At 37.6% G+C, this 20,094-nt stretch carries 19 protein-coding genes; 5 read left to right on the forward strand and 14 right to left on the reverse strand.

Annotated elements, in window-relative coordinates; genetic code table 11:
- The first annotated feature begins 64 nt into the window (after window positions 1-64).
- A complete protein-coding gene (locus AC27G3_RS14530) occupies window positions 65-634 on the forward strand; it encodes a PhnA domain-containing protein (protein ID WP_487122741.1) in 570 nt (189 codons plus the stop codon).
- Window positions 635-734: 100 nt separating this feature from the next.
- Here AC27G3_RS14530 and AC27G3_RS14535 read toward each other — a convergent pair whose 3' ends face one another.
- Complete coding sequence (locus AC27G3_RS14535) at window positions 735-1,166, reverse strand: potassium channel family protein (RefSeq protein ID WP_487122743.1); 432 nt, start codon at window positions 1,164-1,166, stop codon at window positions 735-737.
- A 27-nt stretch (window positions 1,167-1,193) separates the two neighbouring features.
- A complete protein-coding gene (locus AC27G3_RS14540; RefSeq protein WP_487122745.1) occupies window positions 1,194-1,646 on the reverse strand; it encodes a methyltransferase family protein in 453 nt (150 codons plus the stop codon).
- A gap of 215 nt (window positions 1,647-1,861) precedes the next feature.
- Between AC27G3_RS14540 and AC27G3_RS14545 the strand changes: the two genes are divergently transcribed.
- Window positions 1,862-2,314, forward strand: a complete 453-nt coding sequence (locus tag AC27G3_RS14545) for a GNAT family N-acetyltransferase (RefSeq protein WP_487122747.1) — start codon at window positions 1,862-1,864, stop codon at window positions 2,312-2,314.
- Here AC27G3_RS14545 and AC27G3_RS14550 read toward each other — a convergent pair.
- Both AC27G3_RS14550 and AC27G3_RS14555 read right to left on the reverse strand, forming a co-directional pair.
- Window positions 2,311-3,660 (reverse strand): M28 family peptidase, encoded by a 1,350-nt coding sequence (locus AC27G3_RS14550; protein ID WP_487122749.1) that lies wholly within the window; start codon window positions 3,658-3,660, stop codon window positions 2,311-2,313. The genes AC27G3_RS14545 and AC27G3_RS14550 overlap by 4 nt on opposite strands.
- A 150-nt stretch (window positions 3,661-3,810) precedes the next feature.
- A complete protein-coding gene (locus AC27G3_RS14555; RefSeq protein ID WP_487122751.1) occupies window positions 3,811-4,344 on the reverse strand; it encodes a YaeQ family protein in 534 nt (177 codons plus the stop codon).
- Between the two features lie 188 nt (window positions 4,345-4,532).
- Between AC27G3_RS14555 and AC27G3_RS14560 the strand changes: the two genes are divergently transcribed.
- On the forward strand, window positions 4,533-5,660 hold the full coding sequence (locus AC27G3_RS14560) for a pyridoxal-phosphate-dependent aminotransferase family protein (protein ID WP_487122753.1): 1,128 nt from the start codon (window positions 4,533-4,535) through the stop codon (window positions 5,658-5,660).
- 60 nt (window positions 5,661-5,720) lie between these two features.
- Here the strand turns inward: AC27G3_RS14560 and AC27G3_RS14565 are convergent, their stop codons facing one another.
- From AC27G3_RS14565 to AC27G3_RS14610, 10 genes are all read right to left on the reverse strand, one after another.
- Window positions 5,721-6,050, reverse strand: a complete 330-nt coding sequence (locus AC27G3_RS14565) for a DUF6172 family protein (protein ID WP_487122755.1) — start codon at window positions 6,048-6,050, stop codon at window positions 5,721-5,723.
- 250 nt (window positions 6,051-6,300) lie between these two features.
- Window positions 6,301-7,032, reverse strand: coding sequence for a hypothetical protein (locus AC27G3_RS14570; protein WP_487122757.1), 732 nt, complete (start codon window positions 7,030-7,032; stop codon window positions 6,301-6,303).
- Window positions 7,033-7,503: 471 nt separating this feature from the next.
- A complete protein-coding gene (locus AC27G3_RS14575) occupies window positions 7,504-8,229 on the reverse strand; it encodes a DUF3379 family protein (protein ID WP_487122759.1) in 726 nt (241 codons plus the stop codon).
- The gene (locus AC27G3_RS14580) at window positions 8,222-8,737 is read right to left on the reverse strand and encodes a sigma-70 family RNA polymerase sigma factor (RefSeq protein WP_487122761.1); all 516 of its coding nucleotides are present in this window, start codon (window positions 8,735-8,737) and stop codon (window positions 8,222-8,224) included. Before AC27G3_RS14580 ends, AC27G3_RS14575 begins: the two co-directional genes overlap by 8 nt.
- 317 nt (window positions 8,738-9,054) lie before the next feature.
- Window positions 9,055-10,779, reverse strand: coding sequence for a BatD family protein (locus AC27G3_RS14585; RefSeq protein ID WP_487122763.1), 1,725 nt, complete (start codon window positions 10,777-10,779; stop codon window positions 9,055-9,057).
- Window positions 10,773-12,674 (reverse strand): VWA domain-containing protein, encoded by a 1,902-nt coding sequence (locus AC27G3_RS14590; RefSeq protein ID WP_487122764.1) that lies wholly within the window; start codon window positions 12,672-12,674, stop codon window positions 10,773-10,775. The genes AC27G3_RS14585 and AC27G3_RS14590 overlap by 7 nt, the downstream gene beginning before the upstream one ends.
- Window positions 12,675-12,686: 12 nt before the next feature.
- Window positions 12,687-13,685, reverse strand: coding sequence for a vWA domain-containing protein (locus AC27G3_RS14595; RefSeq protein WP_487122766.1), 999 nt, complete (start codon window positions 13,683-13,685; stop codon window positions 12,687-12,689).
- On the reverse strand, window positions 13,682-14,236 hold the full coding sequence (locus tag AC27G3_RS14600) for a DUF4381 domain-containing protein (RefSeq protein ID WP_487122768.1): 555 nt from the start codon (window positions 14,234-14,236) through the stop codon (window positions 13,682-13,684). The genes AC27G3_RS14595 and AC27G3_RS14600 overlap by 4 nt, the downstream gene beginning before the upstream one ends.
- Window positions 14,224-15,246 carry a DUF58 domain-containing protein gene (locus AC27G3_RS14605; RefSeq protein ID WP_487122769.1) on the reverse strand — a complete coding sequence of 341 codons (1,023 nt, stop codon included), beginning with the start codon at window positions 15,244-15,246 and terminating at the stop codon, window positions 14,224-14,226. The genes AC27G3_RS14600 and AC27G3_RS14605 overlap by 13 nt, the downstream gene beginning before the upstream one ends.
- Window positions 15,246-16,214, reverse strand: a complete 969-nt coding sequence (locus AC27G3_RS14610; protein ID WP_487122881.1) for an AAA family ATPase — start codon at window positions 16,212-16,214, stop codon at window positions 15,246-15,248. The genes AC27G3_RS14605 and AC27G3_RS14610 overlap by 1 nt, the downstream gene beginning before the upstream one ends.
- A 329-nt stretch (window positions 16,215-16,543) precedes the next feature.
- On the opposite strand from AC27G3_RS14610, the gene fadI reads away from it, so the two are divergent.
- Window positions 16,544-17,854 (forward strand): acetyl-CoA C-acyltransferase FadI, encoded by a 1,311-nt coding sequence (fadI, locus tag AC27G3_RS14615; RefSeq protein WP_487122771.1) that lies wholly within the window; start codon window positions 16,544-16,546, stop codon window positions 17,852-17,854.
- Window positions 17,854-20,031: a fatty acid oxidation complex subunit alpha FadJ gene (gene fadJ / locus AC27G3_RS14620; RefSeq protein WP_487122773.1), complete on the forward strand. Its 2,178-nt coding sequence runs from the start codon at window positions 17,854-17,856 to the stop codon at window positions 20,029-20,031. Before fadI ends, fadJ begins: the two co-directional genes overlap by 1 nt.
- The last annotated feature ends 63 nt before the right edge of the window (window positions 20,032-20,094 follow it).

Below are 20,094 nucleotides of genomic sequence, written 5' to 3' on the forward strand. Positions count from 1 at the left end.
TTTTTGTCAAACCGAATGAGGGCATAATAGCAAGAAATTATTCTGAACATAAATGAGGGCCTTGATGGCTACTGAACAAGCATTAAAAGCACGCAGTAATTCAAGTTGTGAACTTTGTACTGCAACAAACGATTTATCGGTATATCCTGTACCGCCAACAAGTGATTTAAGTGCACAGCAATCAATTTATGTCTGTGATACTTGTCTTAAACAAATTACCGGCGATGCGGAGCTAGATGTTAATCATTGGCGTTGTTTAAATGATAGTATGTGGAATCAAGAGCCTGCTGTACAAGTAATGGCTTACCGTATGCTTGATAAGTTATCGGCAGAAAGTTGGGCGCAAGATTCTCTAGAAATGATTTATTTAGAAGACGATGTAAGAACTTGGGCAGAACAAGGAATAGCTGCTGCTGCGGTTAATGGACCTACCCGAGATAGCAATGGTGCAGATTTGCAAGACGGTGACGATGTTACCTTAGTTAAAGACTTAGTGGTAAAAGGTGCAAACTTTACAGCTAAACGTGGGACATTGGTACGCAATATAACGTTAACTGAAAACCCTGAGCATATTGAAGGTAAAGTTAATGGCACACGAATAGTACTAGTTGCAGCTTACTTGAAAAAAGCTTAGTAATATCGAAGCTTAAGCTAACTTTGATCCAAGGTTACGCTAGCATTAAAGTATTTTAGAAACGTATAAAATCAATATGAATGATGTTGATTTTATACGTTTACTTTTTATTTGCACTCCAACCGCGCTGCATTTCTATAAACAAAAATGACGCTGTCCATGTAATTAACACTAAACCTGTTAATGATTCTATTCCCGTTAAATAACGTAAGTGCCCTAAAGGGTAGATGTCACCAAAGCCAACCGTCGTATAAGTAACAAAAGAGAAGTATGCGCAATCGAGCAAGCTGTTATTAAATTTACCTTCCAGTGTTCCCCAACCTGCAGTGTTATTCATAAGATAGTAGGCGATTGCAAAAAACCATACTTCTACAACGTGCGCAATTAATGCACCAAAAACCCCAAGCACAATTTGAAATCGATTGCTGACGTTAACTGTTGGTAACCAGCGAGTCATTCGAGAGAGAAACTCATAGTGTATCATCACGGTAATCGCTGCAATAAATGTATTAATAATTATCACTAATAGCATTTTTTCCTCGATAAATGGTATAAAGGCTTAAAACCAACGTCTAACTTTATTGGTGTACAGCAGGTAGTCTTGACCAAAGTTATTTCTTAACGAACGTTCTTCAGGAATAATTTGATATCGGGTTATATAAACAATAAAAAACGGTAATACTAGCCAAGTTAACCAATGACTTAAATAGACAGCTAAAGCGACCAATGCTAATAACATCGCTAAATACATTGGGTTTCTAGAATAGCGATATATACCAGTATCAACAACTTTGCTTGTTTTTTCTATTGAAATCGGGTTTACCGTTGTCTGGTGTACTTTAAAGCAATAAATTGCTAATACGCCAATAATAAAGGCGACAGTTAGTAAACTCATAGCAATTAGTTGATTAAAAGCGAAGAAGTAATGAAAGTTTGGGGTAGTGAACTGGATAACAACCATAACAGAGGCGGCAATTAATACCTGAATAACCGGAATAATTTTTAACTCCATAATTACTTCAATGTCCTATAAAAATAGTTAAACGAACAGCGCTTAATAGCATAAGATTCTACCAATGCTTTGTATTTAATAATATCTTTTATTTTTAGTTGCTGTGTTAATAATAGCCACTCTATTTAATGTTAAGCTTTTTTTTCTTTTATCTAGCATGCATAATTACGCATAGCGTAAATTATGATTAATGCTGATTTCAGCGAAGAATGACCATGAAAATATCTATAGGTTTTAGGAATGCTAAAAAAGCAGATGTAGAGTTTCTATTACTTTTGCGAAAAAAATCGATGAATAAGCATTTAAAAGCGGCGGGTATAATAATGGACAATGCAGGACATTTAGACCGTGTGAATGAGTTCTTTACAGACTCTCATATTATTTTACATAACCGTAAACCTATCGGACTGTTAAAGCTAGGTTTAATGACAAAAAGTTTGCATATCAGGCAGTTTCAAATACTGCCTGAATATCAAGGGAAGGGCATTGGCACGCTGGTGTTAAACGTGGTAAAAAAGCGTGCCTTACAGTTATGCCTACCTATTACACTTAATGTGTTATTAAATAACCCAGCACGCGCCTTGTATTTACGTCATGGTTTTCAAATAAAAAATAAAAACCATCTGGAATATCAAATGTTATGCCCGATAGAGGTTCTTTCTGCTTAATATATTAGGCCTTTAGCATCTACTTTAGCGGGGTCAATTCTACTTGGAGTGACACTGCCATCAACAAGTCCTTGAGTGCCAAAAGCTAACGATTTAATAACTTTAAACATAGAGTTTAAGTCAAGGCTTGCAAGATCGTCTGATGTTTTATGATAGTGTTGATCTTTATCAAGCTGTGTACTACTAAAACTATGCGCCGGAACACCTAAACGTGCGAGTGTAGCATTATCTGAACGGTAGAATAAACCTTGTTCTGGGTAGGGATCTTGATGAATTTGAATGCCTTTATCTTTTAAATTCTCGTTTAAAAGTTGTCCTAAATTTGAGCGCTCCATTCCTGTCATCCAAACAGAGCCCGCGCCGAATTTAGAAGGTTTTCCAATCATCTCGATATTAATCATGGCCGTGATCGTTTTAGGATCGAGTTGTTGCGAAAAATACTTAGAGCCAAAACCTCCAATCTCTTCTGCTGTAAAGGCTGCAAACATTAAGGTTCTAGCGTTGTCGCCTTTACTGGCATAATACTGGGCGATATTAATAACTGCTGAGGTGCCGGAGGCATCATCATCAGCACCGTTATAGATTTTATCGCTGGAGCTATCTTCGCCCGCCATCGTGCCTAAATGATCATAATGTGCTGAATAAAGGACTATTTCGTTGGGTTTAGTTTTACCTGGTAATACACCAACAATATTGGTTAATGACTTTTTAGATATTGTTGTTTTGGCTTCAACGCTAAGCGCGTTAATGTTTGTTTCGTCGGTCAGTATGATAACAATAGCGCCTTGATGGGCTAATGCTACTTTAGTTATACCGCGTTTAAAAAAGGCCTGATAACGTGCGAACATTTCTGCATGTTGTGTATTTAATAATACTAAATGTTGGCCACCTTGTTTATTAAGTGCAGAAATAGCGGTGCGCATATTATCTTGTGCACCAATAATATGACTTTTCACTTTGCCGTTTTCGATATCACTCTTGTGCCAAGTAATTGCTGTTTGAGTACTGGCCATTGCAATGTTTTTATCAGTGGCTTTTTTATTATTTAACTGAATGTTAAGTGCGCTTGGTATTATTTGGTAAATATCAAAACTTTGCTGAAAATCAGTTGTTGTTGAAGAAAGTGATTGCAAACCAATAGCACTGAAACGTTGTGAAATATAATCGGCTGCTTGGGCAATTTCTGGAGAAAAACTTGCTCTGCCTTTAAGTTCGTCACTGGCTAAATAGGTAACATCTTTGGTGATACTCTCTAAAGTAAGAGAGCTAGTCGCTGCTGAAATACTGGGCATTGCCATGAATGATAAACAGGCAGATAAACTTAAGGTTAATAGTTTTTTTGTCATGAGTTGTTGTCTTTTTTATTAATCGAAATTGTAAAATTTGATTGCTACTATTGCTTATCATCTATTTATTTGCAAAAAATATTTAAACAAACAATATCAGCATATGTTAAGTGGAATATACCTTCTTTCTGTGACTTTATGTCCGTGATGTTATTTCAACGGTATGGTTTCAATGAGTAAGGTTTCATCGCCGGAGTTTAGCCATAGCTGTCCGTCTTGAATACTGCACTGAAAGTCCATGTTGCGATCAACTAACTTGACTAAAGCATCGGTAATTTCGGTACTAAACTGCTCAATAGTTAATTGTTCAAATTGACGCATTTTACTTTGGTTTTGAGACCACCAAACATCAACACTACTACCATAACAGTAAAGTTTTACCTTTTTTGAGCGGCTGCATGCTTTTTTAATCCGCTTCTGGTCAATTTGTCCTAATTCAACCCATAAATCGATTACGCTTGAGTAATTAATCTGCCAAATAGCAGCTTCATCTTCATCACTTAAGCCTTTACCAAACTGTAAGTCTTCATGTGCATTTAAAATAAAAGCGATTAGTCTGACCATCATGCGTTGTTCGGTTTCAGAAGGATGTTGAGCAATGGTTAAGTTAATGGTGTCGTAATATTCACGATCCATATCGGCAAGGTTTATTGTTGCTTTGTAAATTGTTGCTTTAAGAGCCATTTTACCTAGTCTTGGTTAGAAGCTTATTTTATGGGTATGATAACCTTATCGCTCGTATGCGACTAGAGAATATTTAAGTGGTGAATAATCAAGATAAAAACGAGTCGATTACGTTGAGTTAAGAAATGATGCTAAGCTAGAGGGGATCGATTATTATTAATCTAACCTAATTTAATTCAAGGCCAATTATGTCAATTCAATCCTTTATACCGCCTGTACGTACATTAATGGGGCCGGGCCCTTCAGATGTTAGCCCAAGAGTTTTATCAGCATTAGCTAGGCCGACAATTGGTCACCTTGACCCTACATTTGTTGGAATGATGGACGAAGTGAAAACGCTATTACAGTACTCATTTCAAACAAAGAATGCATTCACAATTGCTTTATCTGCGCCAGGCTCAGCTGGTATGGAAGCTTGTTTTGTGAATTTAGTAACCCCTGATGATACGGTTGTTGTATGTCGAAATGGTGTTTTCGGCGCGCGTATGATTGAAAATGTACAACGTATTGGTGCTAAGCTTGTTGTTGTAGATGGAACTTGGGGACGTGCTGTTGACCCTCAACAGCTTGAAGATACTTTAAAACAAAATCCTGAGGCAAATTTTGTCGCTTTTGTACATGCAGAAACTTCGACAGGTGCATTGTCAGATGCTAAGACGTTGTGTGAAATTGCTCAAAAGCATAACTGTTTAACGATTGTTGATGCAGTTACTTCATTAGGCGGTGTTGAGCTAAATGTTGACGCTTGGGGCATAGATGCGATTTATTCTGGCAGTCAAAAGTGTTTATCTTGTGTGCCGGGGATCTCACCTATTAGCTTTAGTGAAAAAGCGGTCGATGTGGTGAAGTCTAGAAAAACAGCGGTACCAAGTTGGTTTTTAGATCAATCATTAGTGATGGCGTATTGGTCGGGCGAGGGGAAACGTGCGTACCATCATACTGCACCTGTAAATTCTTTATATGCATTACATGAATCGTTATTGATGCTACAGCAAGAAGGTTTAGCTAATAGTTGGGCGCGTCATCAGGCACAGCATCAAAAACTTGCTCAGGGCTTTGATGAATTAGGGATTGATTTTATCGTACCGGAAAATGAAAGACTTCCTCAGTTAAATGCTGTACATATTCCACAAGGCATTGATGATGCAAAGGTGCGTCAGTTTTTATTGAATGAATATAACTTAGAAATTGGAGCAGGATTAGGACAGTTTGCTGGTGAAGCATGGCGCATTGGTTTAATGGGGTATGCGGCTAGAAATGAAAATGTAGCTCTGTGTTTAACTGCATTAAAAGAAGCGTTACAACGTTTTCGTTAATCCTGTTAATAACTAAACAATATGCCGATAATGGATTCGGCATATTGTTGGCTATTTTAACTATTCTTCATCTTGTAATTCGTCATCATCATGACTAAATGCTTCAGTTCTTACTGGTTTTACTGCCGCTCTTGCCATTATTTCTATGTAAAAGGACGTTAAGCTTTCTTTTTGTGTTTGATCGATTAGTTTGTTAATTTCAGATAACTGAATAACCTTAGCTTCACTTTCAATATTGCCAAATTTGCAATCGAAATCCCAAAAATCAGTGCCTTCAGGTAACGTTTTTTTACGCTCTCTTTTTAAATATTTTTTTACTTCATGTTTAACCGCATCAACACGTCGTTCAATTTTGATCTTAGGGTGAGTTAATTCAAAAGTTTTTTTCATAATAGTCCAAGTTAATCGTATTGTTTAATGTCAATACATTATATTTTGCAGAGTGACTCAATAAAGTTATTTTACGTTAAATAACCTTAGGTGTCTGCAAAATCCGTTTGCTACTTTTATTGATAGGTAGTTAAGGTTTTTTATACTTTCAGGTTTATTTTGACGAAACAGAAAAATCGTCCATCATTGCATTAAAAGTTTAGTTGGGCCGTGCTAAATAAGTGAGAGAACTTATAAGCATTGAGTATGCTCATTGAAAGTCTTCTTTTATGCCATATTTTATTTTCATTTGTGAAACTAATTCAGCATTTTCTTTTAAAAAATCGTTAAATTCTTTAATAATTTCAGGATGTTTAATAGAGGATAGATGATAAGAAAATACTTCGTGATGGATATTTTTATTTAAAACGACCTCGGTGTTTGCTGACAAACGTTTTAGATTATACTCAATTACATTAGGGTCAATATTTACTCCATCAATGTTTTGGTAAATTAGGTGTTTAATCAGGCTAATCGGTGCAGACTCTTCAATAAGTTTGAAGTCTTTATTCGATAACTTGTCTTCCCATAATGTTGGTGAAAACCCCATGATGGTTCCTAACTTTTGAACGTCGTCTCGGGAGAAATTTTCATTAGCTTTAAGTACATAGGTACCAGCCATTAATTTTACGACAGACTCGCTAAAGGTAATATTTAATTTATTCTCTTTATCATGACGCCATCTAAAATTGTCAGGAAATTTAAAGTCAATATTTTGTTCTATATACCATTTATCGAATCGTTTAATTGGTAAAGGGACAAATTTATAACGATAGTTTTTATGTTCAAAAAAAGTAGATAAAACCTCTTTAGTAAAGCTTGCTTTATTTTCATTACTCGAAGAGAAATCATATAAAGGGTAATAGCTTACCTCTTCAACTCCAATTAAAAAATCTTTGGCTACGGCAGAGTTTATATACAATATTGCGAACAAAAATAACATTCGCTTTAATGGCTTAAATTCTAATAGAGATATTATGTATTTCATTAAGTATTGATTAGACACTGGTTAAAAAAATTTACTTTCATTTAAGTTGTTAAAAAAGATACTTTAAAAGCGTAGCAGATGAACGGTAAATCGTCGATTTTTACTAGAGCGTAATGATCTTTTATGTTCACCTCTACTGGCCCTGTTTCCCTCCAACAAGGTATAAAGAATGATTACTAGTTGTTCACGGTAATTGCTCCTGTATTACTCCACCTCCTGCATTCATGCAGTCGTATTTGAATGATTTATAAAGAAATTGAATGGGAGTAATAGTCCAGCCCACCGTGGAACGACTAAACTACATTCTGCTTGCCTTGTTTAAGGTTTATTCAGTCATTCCAGAGGTGAACATGAAAGATCAACATGCCCTAAGATAGGAATACACATTCAGCCCAATGGTGAATGTGTATTAATTATGTGGATAGTTTATATGTTCCACTGAATGTTTTCAGAAATGGCATTTTGCCATTGTTCTAAAGGCTCGTTTTTATCCGCGATGACAATGATATTATTATTGCTGAAGTGTTGGCTTCTACCAATGAGTTTTTCGTCATTAAAGTTACTTTCAAATGCCAAACTTTCATTATTAGGGACGACAAATATTGTGACAATATCAGTTCTACCTTGGAAAACTAAATGTAAGCTTTTCATGTGATCAAATCGGCAAAAATCAGCGGCAATTAATTTGCCAAAACTTGATGCAAAGCTGCCATCAAAAGAAGCCATTTTTTTATTCAAATAACTGAGTGATATTGTCGCTTCATCGTTATTATTGAAGCGATTCTCTTCATGATATACATGGGCTAGAGCGTAATCACCTAAAGAATCATAAGCGCTAGAAAATTGCATGAAATTTACCATTAGTCCAACCACTAACGCTACAGATGCCGCCATCGCTAAGTGAAATTTATTTTTTCTTTTTTTCTGCTGATGGCTTGCCAATGTCTGACGAAGAATAAGCTTATTAACTAGATCTTCGGGTACAGGGACATCCATTGCTTGCGCTATTTTTTTATCTAGTTTTTGAATATCTTGACTAAATTGATGTTTAGCTGAGTCTTTTTGGATCTCTGATAACATTTCAGGAGAAAAGGTTTCATCGTTATTGTGTGGATCTGCATATATACCACGTCTAAATTGCAAATCATCCATTGTACTGACCTCGCATAACTGGTTCTTTTTCAAAAGCATCTTTTAACTGGTTACGTGCTCTAAATAATCGTGTCATCACAGTATTTTTATTAAGCTCTAACATTTTTGCAATTTCTTCGCCGCTAAATCCACCAATAACTTGTAATACTAATGGCTCTCTATACTCTTCGGGAAGCAGTGCTATTTTCTCTCTTAACCAGTTGTTTTCAATTTCTTGTTCGTTAGTAATACTACTATTGTCTGCAACAGACATTTCTTCATATTCAGACATTTCAAAACGTTTTCTTTCAAATCGTCTGGCATTTTCTCGCCTTAAAATAGTAATGAGCCAAGACTTAGCTGCTTTTTCATCTTTTAAAGAATCTAAAGCGCGCCAAGCACGTAAAAATGTTTCTTGCACTAAGTCTTCGGCTACTTGCTTTTCGTGACATAACCAAAAGGCATATCGGTATAAATCACTATGCAAGGCGCGAACGAGTGCTTCGTATCTAACTTGTTTTGTTGTCATACCATTAGAGACCTGACTGTTGTTAGATTTATTTCGAAATAATTGTTTAATCATTAATTAATTGTATTTTGCCTTGTTAAGTTGCTGAAAATAAGTGGAGAATAATGCGTCGTTTATAAAGTGAGCTGATAAAGTCTTAAACATAGCTTAAAAATAAGGTTAAAGGCACTCAGCTAAGTTCATAAACTCAAAAAAATAACGTTAGACTATAAAATAAAACGGGCTTGATAAGTTATATATCAAGCCCGATTAACATCATTTATTATGGACAACAATTAAGTGAAAACTTAAATATATGTAAGCAGTGAAAATTTAAACTAAGGATTAAGGTTAAGTGAATCACTACTTACTTTAGCTATCCCTTGTTTGTTTGCTGTTTTTATAAGGTTGGCTAAAGCTGCGCCTTGCCAGTTAGACTCCGACTTGCCATATAGGTGTTGCTGTAATTTTTTAATTTCCTCAGCAAAATTTTCATTTGAAATAATAGTTATCGCATCATCTAAACTGGTTGCTTTTTGCTCTGGGTTAGCAATGCCATTTACCCAAGGCACTAGAAGAGTTAACACTTGCTCGCCATTATTGTCTTTACAAGCATTAATTAACGAAGAATAAATATTGCTGTTTGCGGGACTAACTATTTTGCTTACATTTTTGTCGTTACCTGTAACTTGTTTAAGAGATTTTTTTCTTAAATACGCACTAAACGCCCAAGCAAATGAAGTAAGCAGCCATAATACAAGAAATAGCCATTGTAGCCATGACGTTTGATAAATTATTTGTGGTACTGTTTCAGAGCTTGGTGTATTAACGACATTGCCGGCCTGACTATTTTCGGCAGATATAGTGGGAGTTATTTCTTCAGGAAAATCAGTATTAGCTTGCACGGTAATTGTTTGAGCAGGCAGTTGAGCTTGTTCAGTACGGTTTGTTACCGTATTAAACCAAGGGATTGTTATTGCAGGTAATTCATATTCTCCAGCGCGGCTAGCAACAATCGCAAAGTTTTGCACTTGCTGAGAAACTAAACGATCTTTGGTTAAGCTTGAGTGGAGCTCCGCTTGATCAGGGTAGACTTTTAAACCTCTCGGCACATCAAAGGTAATTTTAGGTAATTGCTCTTTGGATAAGCCTGCCGCTGTTAAGCTAATTGTGCGAGTAATTGGCTCGCCTACTTTAAAGTTGTTAGGATTAGGTTGCCATTCTTGATGTAATGTCAGAATCTCACTAGGTAACCATTGACCTTGATAAGACACCGGAATAGGGCGAACGGTCAGTGGAATATCATCACCAACTACACTCACAGGTTTAGTTTCTGCAAAACTTAGAAAGTTTGATCGGCGCGCTGAAGGCATCATGATCTCGCCAGAGAATCGTGCAGAAAGTATGTTAAATTCGCCACTTTCTTGTGGGTTAATAGCGTAAGTGCGCTCGATTACTCTAAAACGCTTACCATTAATGATTTGTTCGCTTTCTTGATCTTTACCTATTTGCGCTATATTAGCGCCAATAAGGGTTGGCTCAGTTAGGCTTCCTCGTTTAAGTTCAGCTGAAAAGTGAAGTTTAACCGTAAGTGTAAGTTGTTGTTGAACATAAATATTATCACTTGATATTTCATTAGTTATAAAAATATCTTGCTGCTTTGCTGCATTTTTATCATCAGCTGCTAGTACTTTTACTTCAATAGGTTGTGTGCGCACATTATCAACGGTTAGTGCCGGAATTGTTACTGTTCCGGCTTTTCTGGCAATAAGTACGGTAGTCCAACGTGTGCTTCGAGAGGTTTGAAAATTAACCATGCTAGTTTGTGTACTAACAGAGGTGCGACCAACAATAAAGTCTTTTAACAGCGCAGAGGTATTTAAAGCGTTAGCGTCAACATCATCATCAGCGACAACGGTTAACACTATCGATTCTTTGATAGTGACGGGGTTTTTATCAACACTAGCGGTCACAGACGTTAATGCAAATGCATAATGGCTAGTGATGACGGCAATACCAATCGTTAATTTGATTAAGTTATTTAACACTTGTTTACTTACCACTGTTTAGTTACTCCTGAGCGATTTCCTTCCTGACGACGTTTTTGATATTCAAGTTGCATTTTATTGCGTAATAAAAGATAAGGGTCGTCAGTGACTTTATTCATTATTTGCATATGTTTTTCTTCAAGCTCTTGATCTAGTTTCTCTTGCTCTTGCGCTGTTAATGATTGCGGTTGAGCTTGTTGATCTGACGGCTGTTGTTCATCTTGTGTTTGCTGTGCTTGTTCTTGCTGCTCTTCTTGCTCAGACTTTTGCTCTTGTTCAGATTGATCCGTTTGGTTTTGATCTTTATTTTCTGAGTCTTGTTGTTCGTCAGTTTGTTGTTGGTTTTGACCTTGCTGATCTTGGCTTTGTTGGTCTTGATTTTCTTGATTCTTACTTTCTTGATCTTCACCTTGTTGCTGATCGCTTTGAGAGTTGCCTTGTTGATCGTCTTGATTATTTTCTTGGCTGTCTTGCTGCTCTTTATTGCCTTCACCATCTTGTTTCTGTTGTTCTTGCTGTTTTTTTAGCTCTTCTAATTTCTCCTTGTTCTCTTTAGCATCGGTCATGGTTGGATCAAGCTCGAGTGCTTTATTATATGCTTCAATAGCTTCGTCAATTTTCTGTAGTTGAGCCAGCGTATTTCCTTGGTTGTAAAAACCGTTTGCTGAACTATCTTGTTTAAAAGCGCTGAGGGCATTTTCATAATCTTTGGCTTTGTAGTAAGCGCTGCCTTGCCAATTACTGTTCTGAAACTGCTTAGCTGCGTCGCTATATTCTTGATTATTGAATTTTCTTTGTGCCTGTTGATCTTTTGTTTGCCATAGGTCTGTCCATATTGATGCATGTGCAGGTTGAGTTGGTAACAAAGCTAATGATAATGGAATAATGGCTAAGCTAAGACCTAAACTTACTCCACGACGAAAATAGCCCAACACTAAAGGAAGTATAAGTAATACTAAATATGGCCCCATTTCCTGCCATTGATCGCCTTGCTCAAGGTTTTTCGATTTTTTATCTGTCATATGTTGTTGGTTTAAAGAGTTATTCACAAGGGCATTAATATCAGATAAGTCGTTGGTAATCGTTTGATACTCTCCATTACCTCTAGAGGCAGCTCCATCAAGATAAGAAGCAATAAGTTTAGGAATAATAATAGCGCCAGAGCTATCTTTGAAAAGTTCACCATTAGACAATTTTATTGGAGCGCCATCTTGAGTTCCTATCCCTAAAATATTAAGGCGATGAGGGACTTTACGCGACCAGTCGGTAATATCTTGTATATCTTCACTGTCAATACCATCGGTAAGCCAATATATGTCACCTTCAAGGTGGCCTGAATTTTTAAGCATATCATTGGCAAGCATCAGTGCAGCAATTGGGTTACTTCCCAACTCTGGCATAATATCAGGGCTTAATGCAGGCAAGAGTAATTTAATGTTATTAACGTCTTCTGTTAAAGGGCTGATTACAAATGCATCACCCGCATAAGCAATTAATCCAACATCGCCATCATTAAGTTGGTCGAGTAGATCGCTGGCTTTAAATTTTGCATGGGTTAGTCGATTCGGTGTTAAATCTGTAGCGTACATCGAATACGACATATCTAAGATTAATACCGAGCCTCGCTCTACTTGATAAACTGGTTGTGGAAGTTTTTCCCAAGTAGGCCCAGCTAGCGCAATAATCGTTAACAATCCGATAATAAAAGGGAGGATAAGTGATTTAGATTGCCCTTTTGTCTGCTGATCGCTGCTGTTTTTGTTATCAAGTAAAACACTAGCTAAATGTTGAGGTAAAAATTGTTGCCACCCTGATTGCGATAAACGATATTTTTTTAATAAATACAGGGCAATAAACACAAGGATTATTGCTAATAACCACCAAGGTCGAATAAAGTGAAAATCAGTCATGGTTTGTCTTCTTTAATTCTTTTTAAACATTAAGGGAGTACTGGGTTTAGTTATCCATAATAGGTATAAAATACTTAGGATAAACGCAGCAGCTAACGGCCATTGAAAAAGTGCTGTAAGAGGACGCATTTGCTGCTGCTCTTGCTCTACAGGCTCCAATTCATCAAGTAAATGATAAATGTCTTCCATGCCTTGGCTATCTCGTGCTCTGAAGTAACGTCCATTGGTTTTATCGGCTATATTTTGAAGGCTTTTTTCATCTAACTCACTTGAGGGGTTAACTCGTCTATTGCCAAAAAGAGAGCGTTGTATCATAGAGTCTGCACCAATACCGATAGTGTAAATAGTAATATCTTTAGCTACTGCTAATTCAAGGGCTTCTTCGGGAGTTATTTTACCTGCGGTATTTTGACCATCCGTTAATAGTAATAACACCCGATTAGAGTCTTCTTTATTGTCAAAACGTTTGGCTGCTAATGCGATAGCATCACCTATGGCAGTTTTTTTACCCACTAAACCAAGTACAGATTCATCCAACATTTGGTTGACTGTTTTTCTGTCGTAGGTCATGGGCGTTTGCATATAAGCATCATCAGCAAATAAAATTAAGCCTAACCTGTCACCTACACGCCTTTGAATAAAATTTCCAAGAACAACTTTTAACATGGCGAGTCGGTCAGCACTTCGACCGTTTATTTGCATGTCTTCAATTTGCATACTGCCAGATAAATCGACCGCTATCATCATTTCACGACCTTCTGTGGGTATATCTACAGCATCTCCTAACCATTGAGGTTGCGTGGCTGAGATCACTAACAGTGACCAAACAATTGATAATACAACTAACGGAAGGCGATTTTTTTTATCGATCTGTTCACCGCTATTAATACCTGAAATCAGTTGTGGGATTTTTAATGCCGCAACGCTACTTGTATTTTTAGCGGGTAACAAATACATAATAATAGGCAGTGGGAGCGCTATAAATAACCAAGGCAATTCGAAGTTAATCATGAGTTAACTCCTAATGAGCGATTTTTTCGAGGGGGGAGTGCGTTTTTGAGCCATAAAAGACTAGCCTGATTAAGTTGTTCGGCTATGCCCTTTGGCGACTCATTTTGGTATAAGTTTTCAAATGCAGGAGAAGATAACTCATTAAATGATAATTGCTGATTACCCGTTAACTGGTTAGATAAAAATGACTGAAATTGTTCTCCGTACAGGTGTGCAATTTGGTTGCGAGGAAAATACTGAATTGCCGCCCATTTTAATATCTTGATAGTATGGTCAATGTTTGGACTATTTTGTAATTGTGAAATAGCTTGTTTCTGGCTAATACGCAATTTTATATAAGCGCGATATTTCACTGCAGCTAAAATAATTACGCCAATGATAATGGCTGCTAAGAGCCACCAACCTAAAGCAATTGGAAAGTCATTTATTTGTGCAGGTAAATGAATATCATTTAATTCGATTCCTGCATTTGCTGGCATCTGTTGAGGCATAGCTTGAGGTGCTTGCAGTGGTAGTGCAGGAGATGAAGAGGTTGGATTTAGCGACTCCACGAGTTCACTCCATTTTTCAATTGGGTTTCAAGAGATTGTCCTGCAGAAAATTCAACAATGCGAGCGCCTGATTGGCTTAATTGCTCTTCACGCTGTTTAAAAATTCTCTGCGCTTTACGATGATAATCGTCAATGGTGTTTTTATCACCTAAAGTGAGTTGTATTTGTTGTTCACCGTCTGTTAGAGCAACATTTAGCTTAGTACGAGTTGTAGGTAAATTTTGCTCAAGAGGGTCGGTCACTAAACAAACGACTAACTCGCAATGACGGCTAACTTGACTTAAATGACGTAATGCATCGTGCGTTAACTGCTGTGCATCGGTAATAAGGTAAACTAATGAGCCTGGTCGGGCGAGCTGGCGTAAACGAGCACAGTTATCTTCAAAGGCATTATAGTGAGTTTGTTCTTGAGTTTGCTCGTCGACACCTTGCGTTGTTGAGATTGTCTCACTATTTTTCGCCATTTGACAAAGCGCATGTAAATAATGCAAAACGCCTTCTTTTCGGCTTCTGGGTTTTAATTCGCAGTGTTTGTGTTGATTAAAAACAATGCCGCCAACTCGATCGCCACGAGATTTAACGTGCCAAGCAACTAATGAAGCAATATGTGCAGCTTGCACAGATTTAAACAGTAATTGGCTACCAAAACGCATGCTCGGTGTTAGATCTGTCACTATAAGTACTGGACGCTCGACTTCTTCACGAAACAATTTGGTATGGGTTTTACCTGTACGTGCAGTAACCCGCCAATCTATTGCCCGAATATCGTCACCAGTTTGGTAATGGCGAACTTCGTCAAACTCCATTCCTCGCCCTTTCATGCGGCTTAAATAATTACCAGACAATTTACTGTGTAAGTTTTTAGTTGCCGCTAAATTAATAAGTGAAGTCTTCGTTTGATAAGGGATCAACTCTTCAATGGAAACATTAATTCCATTACTGTTTAACTCAGTCAACGTTTGAGTAATATTGTGGCGATCTAAACCTTGTACCGCTTGCTTAAACCACATTAGGCAACGGCCACCAAGCTTAATAGGTGATCAAGTAATTGGTTAGCACTTATGCCTTCAGCTTCAGCTTGATAAGTCAATAAAATACGATGACGTAAAACATTATGAAATACGGCCTGAACATCTTCCGGACTTACAAAGTCTCTATCATTTAACCAAGCGCGGGCTCTTGCACAGCGATCAAGTGCTATGGTTGCTCGTGGACTGGCGCCAAATGCCAACCACTTTTTAAGTTGATCATCATATTTTTCAGGTTGGCGAGTGGCCATAATTAAATCGACAATATAATTTTCAATGGCAGGTGCCATATGAATATTTAATATTTCGTCACGGGCGGCAAATATTTCTGCTTGTGTTAGTTTTTTCTGAGGCTTTTTATCTTCTGCGTTCGCATGACTAAGCGCTTCACCACGGTTAAGTTTTAAAATATCTAACTCGCTTGCAGCATCAGGGTAGTCTATTTCCACATGCATTAAGAATCGATCGAGTTGTGCTTCTGGTAAAGGGTAAGTCCCTTCTTGTTCAATCGGGTTTTGCGTGGCCATAACTAAAAATAGTTCTGGTAAGGGATAAGTTTTTCGCCCGACAGTAATTTGGCCTTCGCCCATTGCTTCTAAAAGTGCAGATTGCACCTTTGCAGGGGCGCGGTTAATTTCATCGGCGAGTACTAAGTTTCTAAATAATGGTCCGGGCTGAAAGGAAAAGCTTCCATCCTCAGGGCGATAAATATCAGTACCTGTTAAATCTGCTGGTAATAAATCTGGGGTAAACTGAACACGATGAAAGTCTGCCTCTAAGCCTTGTGCCAAAGCATTTACTGCTCTGGTTTTTGCTAAGCCAGGAGGACCTTCAACAATTAAATGTCCATCAGCTAAAAGGGCAATAAGTAAGTTCTCAACAAACGCCGATTGGCCAATAATTTGTGTTGATAAGTGTTGTTTTAATGATGAAAAATGTTCAATAGCCATAGTTAAGTCTTTATTCATGCTTATTGTTATACAAAGTTAGGTGTTTTTAGTTCAGCCTTTACAGACCTAAAATATTATATAAGGTTCATTATTTAAGAAAACAACTCTACTGTTTGTAAATTGTAAGAAAATTTATCATTCCCTAAGTGAATAATTCCAATAAGTTACGTTTAATTTATTTTTTAAACCTTACTTTATCTTTTTAATCTAAGCTTTAAAGATTGATAAATTTTAAATTATGGTTAAAATCAATAGTTAACTTTAGAGGTCAGACCTCTTGGTTTTGTCGATAACGCCAAAACTTTAATGAGGCAAGAGCGGAGAATAAAATGACAAAAGCACAATCTCTTACTACAGCAAAAGGCGAACGTATAGCCATTGTTGCTGGCTTACGTACGCCGTTTGCTAAACAAGCAACTGCTTTTCATGGCGTGCCTGCTGTCGATTTGGGAAAAATGGTAGTTAATGAACTACTACAAAAGCATGATGTTGACCCAAGCATTATTGATCAATTAGTTTTTGGGCAAGTGGTTCAAATGCCTGAAGCTCCAAACATTGCCCGAGAAATAGTATTGGGCACAGGTATGAATGTTCACACAGACGCTTATAGTGTTTCACGCGCCTGTGCGACGAGTTTTCAGTCGACGGTAAATGTTGCTGAGTCGATTATGTCTGGTCTTGTTGATGTGGGAATTGCGGGTGGTGCAGATTCAACTTCTGTTGCCCCTGTTGGTGTGTCAAAAAACCTTGCTCGTACTTTACTTGATTTAAGTAAAACTAAAACTCTTGGCCAAAAAATTGCGCTAATTAGAAAGTTAGGTCTGAAAGATTTAATTCCTGTCGCACCGGGGGTGGCTGAATACTCAACGGGAATATCAATGGGCCAAACTGCTGAGCAAATGGCTAAAACCTATAATATTTCTCGCCAAGATCAAGATGCCCTTGCACATCGTTCTCATACGTTAGCCGCACAAAGCTGGCAAGAAGGTAAATTAGCTGGTGAAGTAATGGCAGCTCACCCGGAACCTTTTAAAAACTTTATTGATAAAGATAATTGTATTCGAGAAAACTCAGTTCTCGAAGGATACTCAAAATTACGTCCCGTGTTTGATCGGAAACACGGCACAGTTACAGCAGCAACAAGTACACCGTTAACCGATGGTGGTGCAGCTATTTTATTAATGCGAGAAGGTCGTGCAAAAGAGCTAGGTTATAAGCCACTTGGTTATATTCGAAGCTTTGGTTTTGCGGCGATTGATGTTTGGCAAGACATGTTAATGGGTCCAAGCTATGCAACACCAATTGCACTTAAGCGTGCAGGTATGGAATTAGGTGATTTAGATTTAGTGGAAATGCATGAAGCATTTGCAGCCCAAGCTCTTGCAAATATGCAAATGTTTGGCAGTCAAAAGTTTGCACAACAGCATTTAGGTAGAGATAAAGCTATCGGTGATATTGATATGACTAAATTCAATGTGATGGGAGGCTCTATCGCTTACGGCCATCCTTTTGCAGCAACAGGTGCCCGTTTAATTACCCAAACAATTAATGAATTAAATCGTCGCGGTGGTGGTGTTGGTTTAACTACTGCGTGTGCTGCTGGCGGGCTTGGTGCAGCAATGATAGTGGAGACAGATTAATGACTAGCGAAAATAACGAAGAGTTATCACAAAATATTGAAGCAAAAAGCGCTTTTACTCTAATACGTCAAGAAAATGGTATTGCTCATCTTGTAATGGATGTAGTTGACGATACGATGAATACGCTTAAAGCAGAATTTGGCGAGCAAATTTCAATCGTATTACAAGAGATTAGCCAAGATAAATCCATTACAGGTTTGGTGTTACGCAGCGGCAAAGAAAACTCTTTTGTTGCAGGTGCTGACATTAATATGATCGCTAACTGTACAACGGCGGAGCAGGCTACGGCGTTGTCACGTCAAGGACAGGTGATATTTGATCAACTTGAAGGGCTAAATATTCCTGTTGTTGCCGCTATTCACGGCGCTTGTTTAGGCGGTGGGTTAGAGCTTGCTTTAGCTTGTCATGCTCGTGTTTGTAGTGATGATGTAAAAACAGCCTTAGGTGTGCCAGAAGTACAGCTAGGTTTATTGCCAGGCGGTGGTGGTACTCAACGTCTACCTAAATTAGTCGGTGTGCAAAAAGCATTAGATATGATGCTAACTGGTAAACAATTACGTGCCAAGCAAGCGTTAAAAATGGGGTTGGTGAATGATGTAGTGCCTTCAAGCATTTTAGTGACAACTGCTGAGAAGTTAGCGCTTGATAATCTAGGTTCAGGTAAAGTTAAAGCTAAAAAACGTCAACAATCATTTTTAGATAAAGTATTAGAAAATAACAGCTTTGGCCGTAAAGTAGTTTATTCTCAAGCCACTAAATCAGTATTATCTAAAACTAAGGGTAATTATCCCGCACCAGTTAAAATTATAAACTGTGTAAAAGTGGGCGTTGAACAATCGCCTGCTAAAGGCTACCAAACAGAAGCTAATCATTTTGGTGAATTAGCTATGAGTCCTGAGTCGATGCAATTACGCGGCTTATTTTTCGCTACTACTGAAATGAAAAAAGAGCAGGGCGTTGAAGGTGTTGAACCACTTAAAATTAATAAAGCTGCGGTATTAGGTGGTGGTTTAATGGGCGGTGGTATCGCATTTGTTACTGCGACTAAAGCTAAAATACCTGCGCGTATTAAAGATATATCGCAACAAGGGCTTAGCCACGCGTTTAAATACAGTTTTGATTTATTAAATAAGAAAGTTAAACGCCGCTTTATGCGTCATAGTGAAATGCAAAAGCAATTGTCGATGATTACTGGTGCTGTTGACTATAAAGGGTTTAACGATGTCGATATTGTTGTAGAAGCGGTATTTGAAGATTTAGCGTTAAAACAAAAAATGGTTGCTGACATTGAAGAAAATTGTAATGAAAATACTATTTTTGCGAGTAATACCTCTAGCTTACCTATAGGTCAAATTGCCGCTAATGCTAAACGCCCTGAAAATGTAATTGGTCTACATTATTTTTCACCTGTAGATAAAATGCCATTGGCTGAAATTATCGCGCATGAAAAAACGTCTGATAAAACAATTTCAACAACAGTTGCTTTTGCTAAAAAACAAGGGAAAACACCTATTGTTGTTAAAGACAAAGCGGGTTTTTATATCAACCGCATACTTGCGCCATACATGAACGAAGCGGCAATGTTATTACTGAGCGGCGAGCCGATAGATAAAATTGACAAAGCTTTAGTTAAATTTGGATTCCCTGTAGGCCCAATGCAATTGCTTGACGAAGTCGGTATTGATGTAGGTGCTAAAATAGGTCCTATTTTACAAGCTGAATTAGGTGAGCGTTTTGCTGCTCCAAAAGCATTTGACAAATTGCTCAGTGATGGACGATTGGGTAAAAAAGCCAATAAAGGTTTCTATCTTTACGGTAAACAAGCGAAAAAAGGCAAAAAAGCAATAGATGAAAGCATTTACAGTCTATTAAATATAACTCCTTCTGGAAAACTGAGCGATGATATTATTGCTCAACGTTGTGTGTACATGATGTTAAATGAAGCTGCACGCTGTTTAGATGAAGGAATTGTTAGAAATGCGAGGGATGGTGATATTGGAACTATTTTTGGTATTGGTTTCCCACCATTTTTAGGAGGCCCATTAAGGTATATTGATAAAATTGGGGCTAAGCAAATCGTAGCACAGTTAAATCAATGGGCAAGTGAACACGGTGAGCGATATACACCTTGTGACGCATTAACTAAAATGGCTGAACAAGAAACCACATATTACTAGATACTCGTTGAGTATAGGTACTAATTCGCCATAAGTTGGCGAATGTTAACCATATAAAAGGGC

This window comes from Colwellia sp. SU-HH01217, from assembly GCF_057543495.1.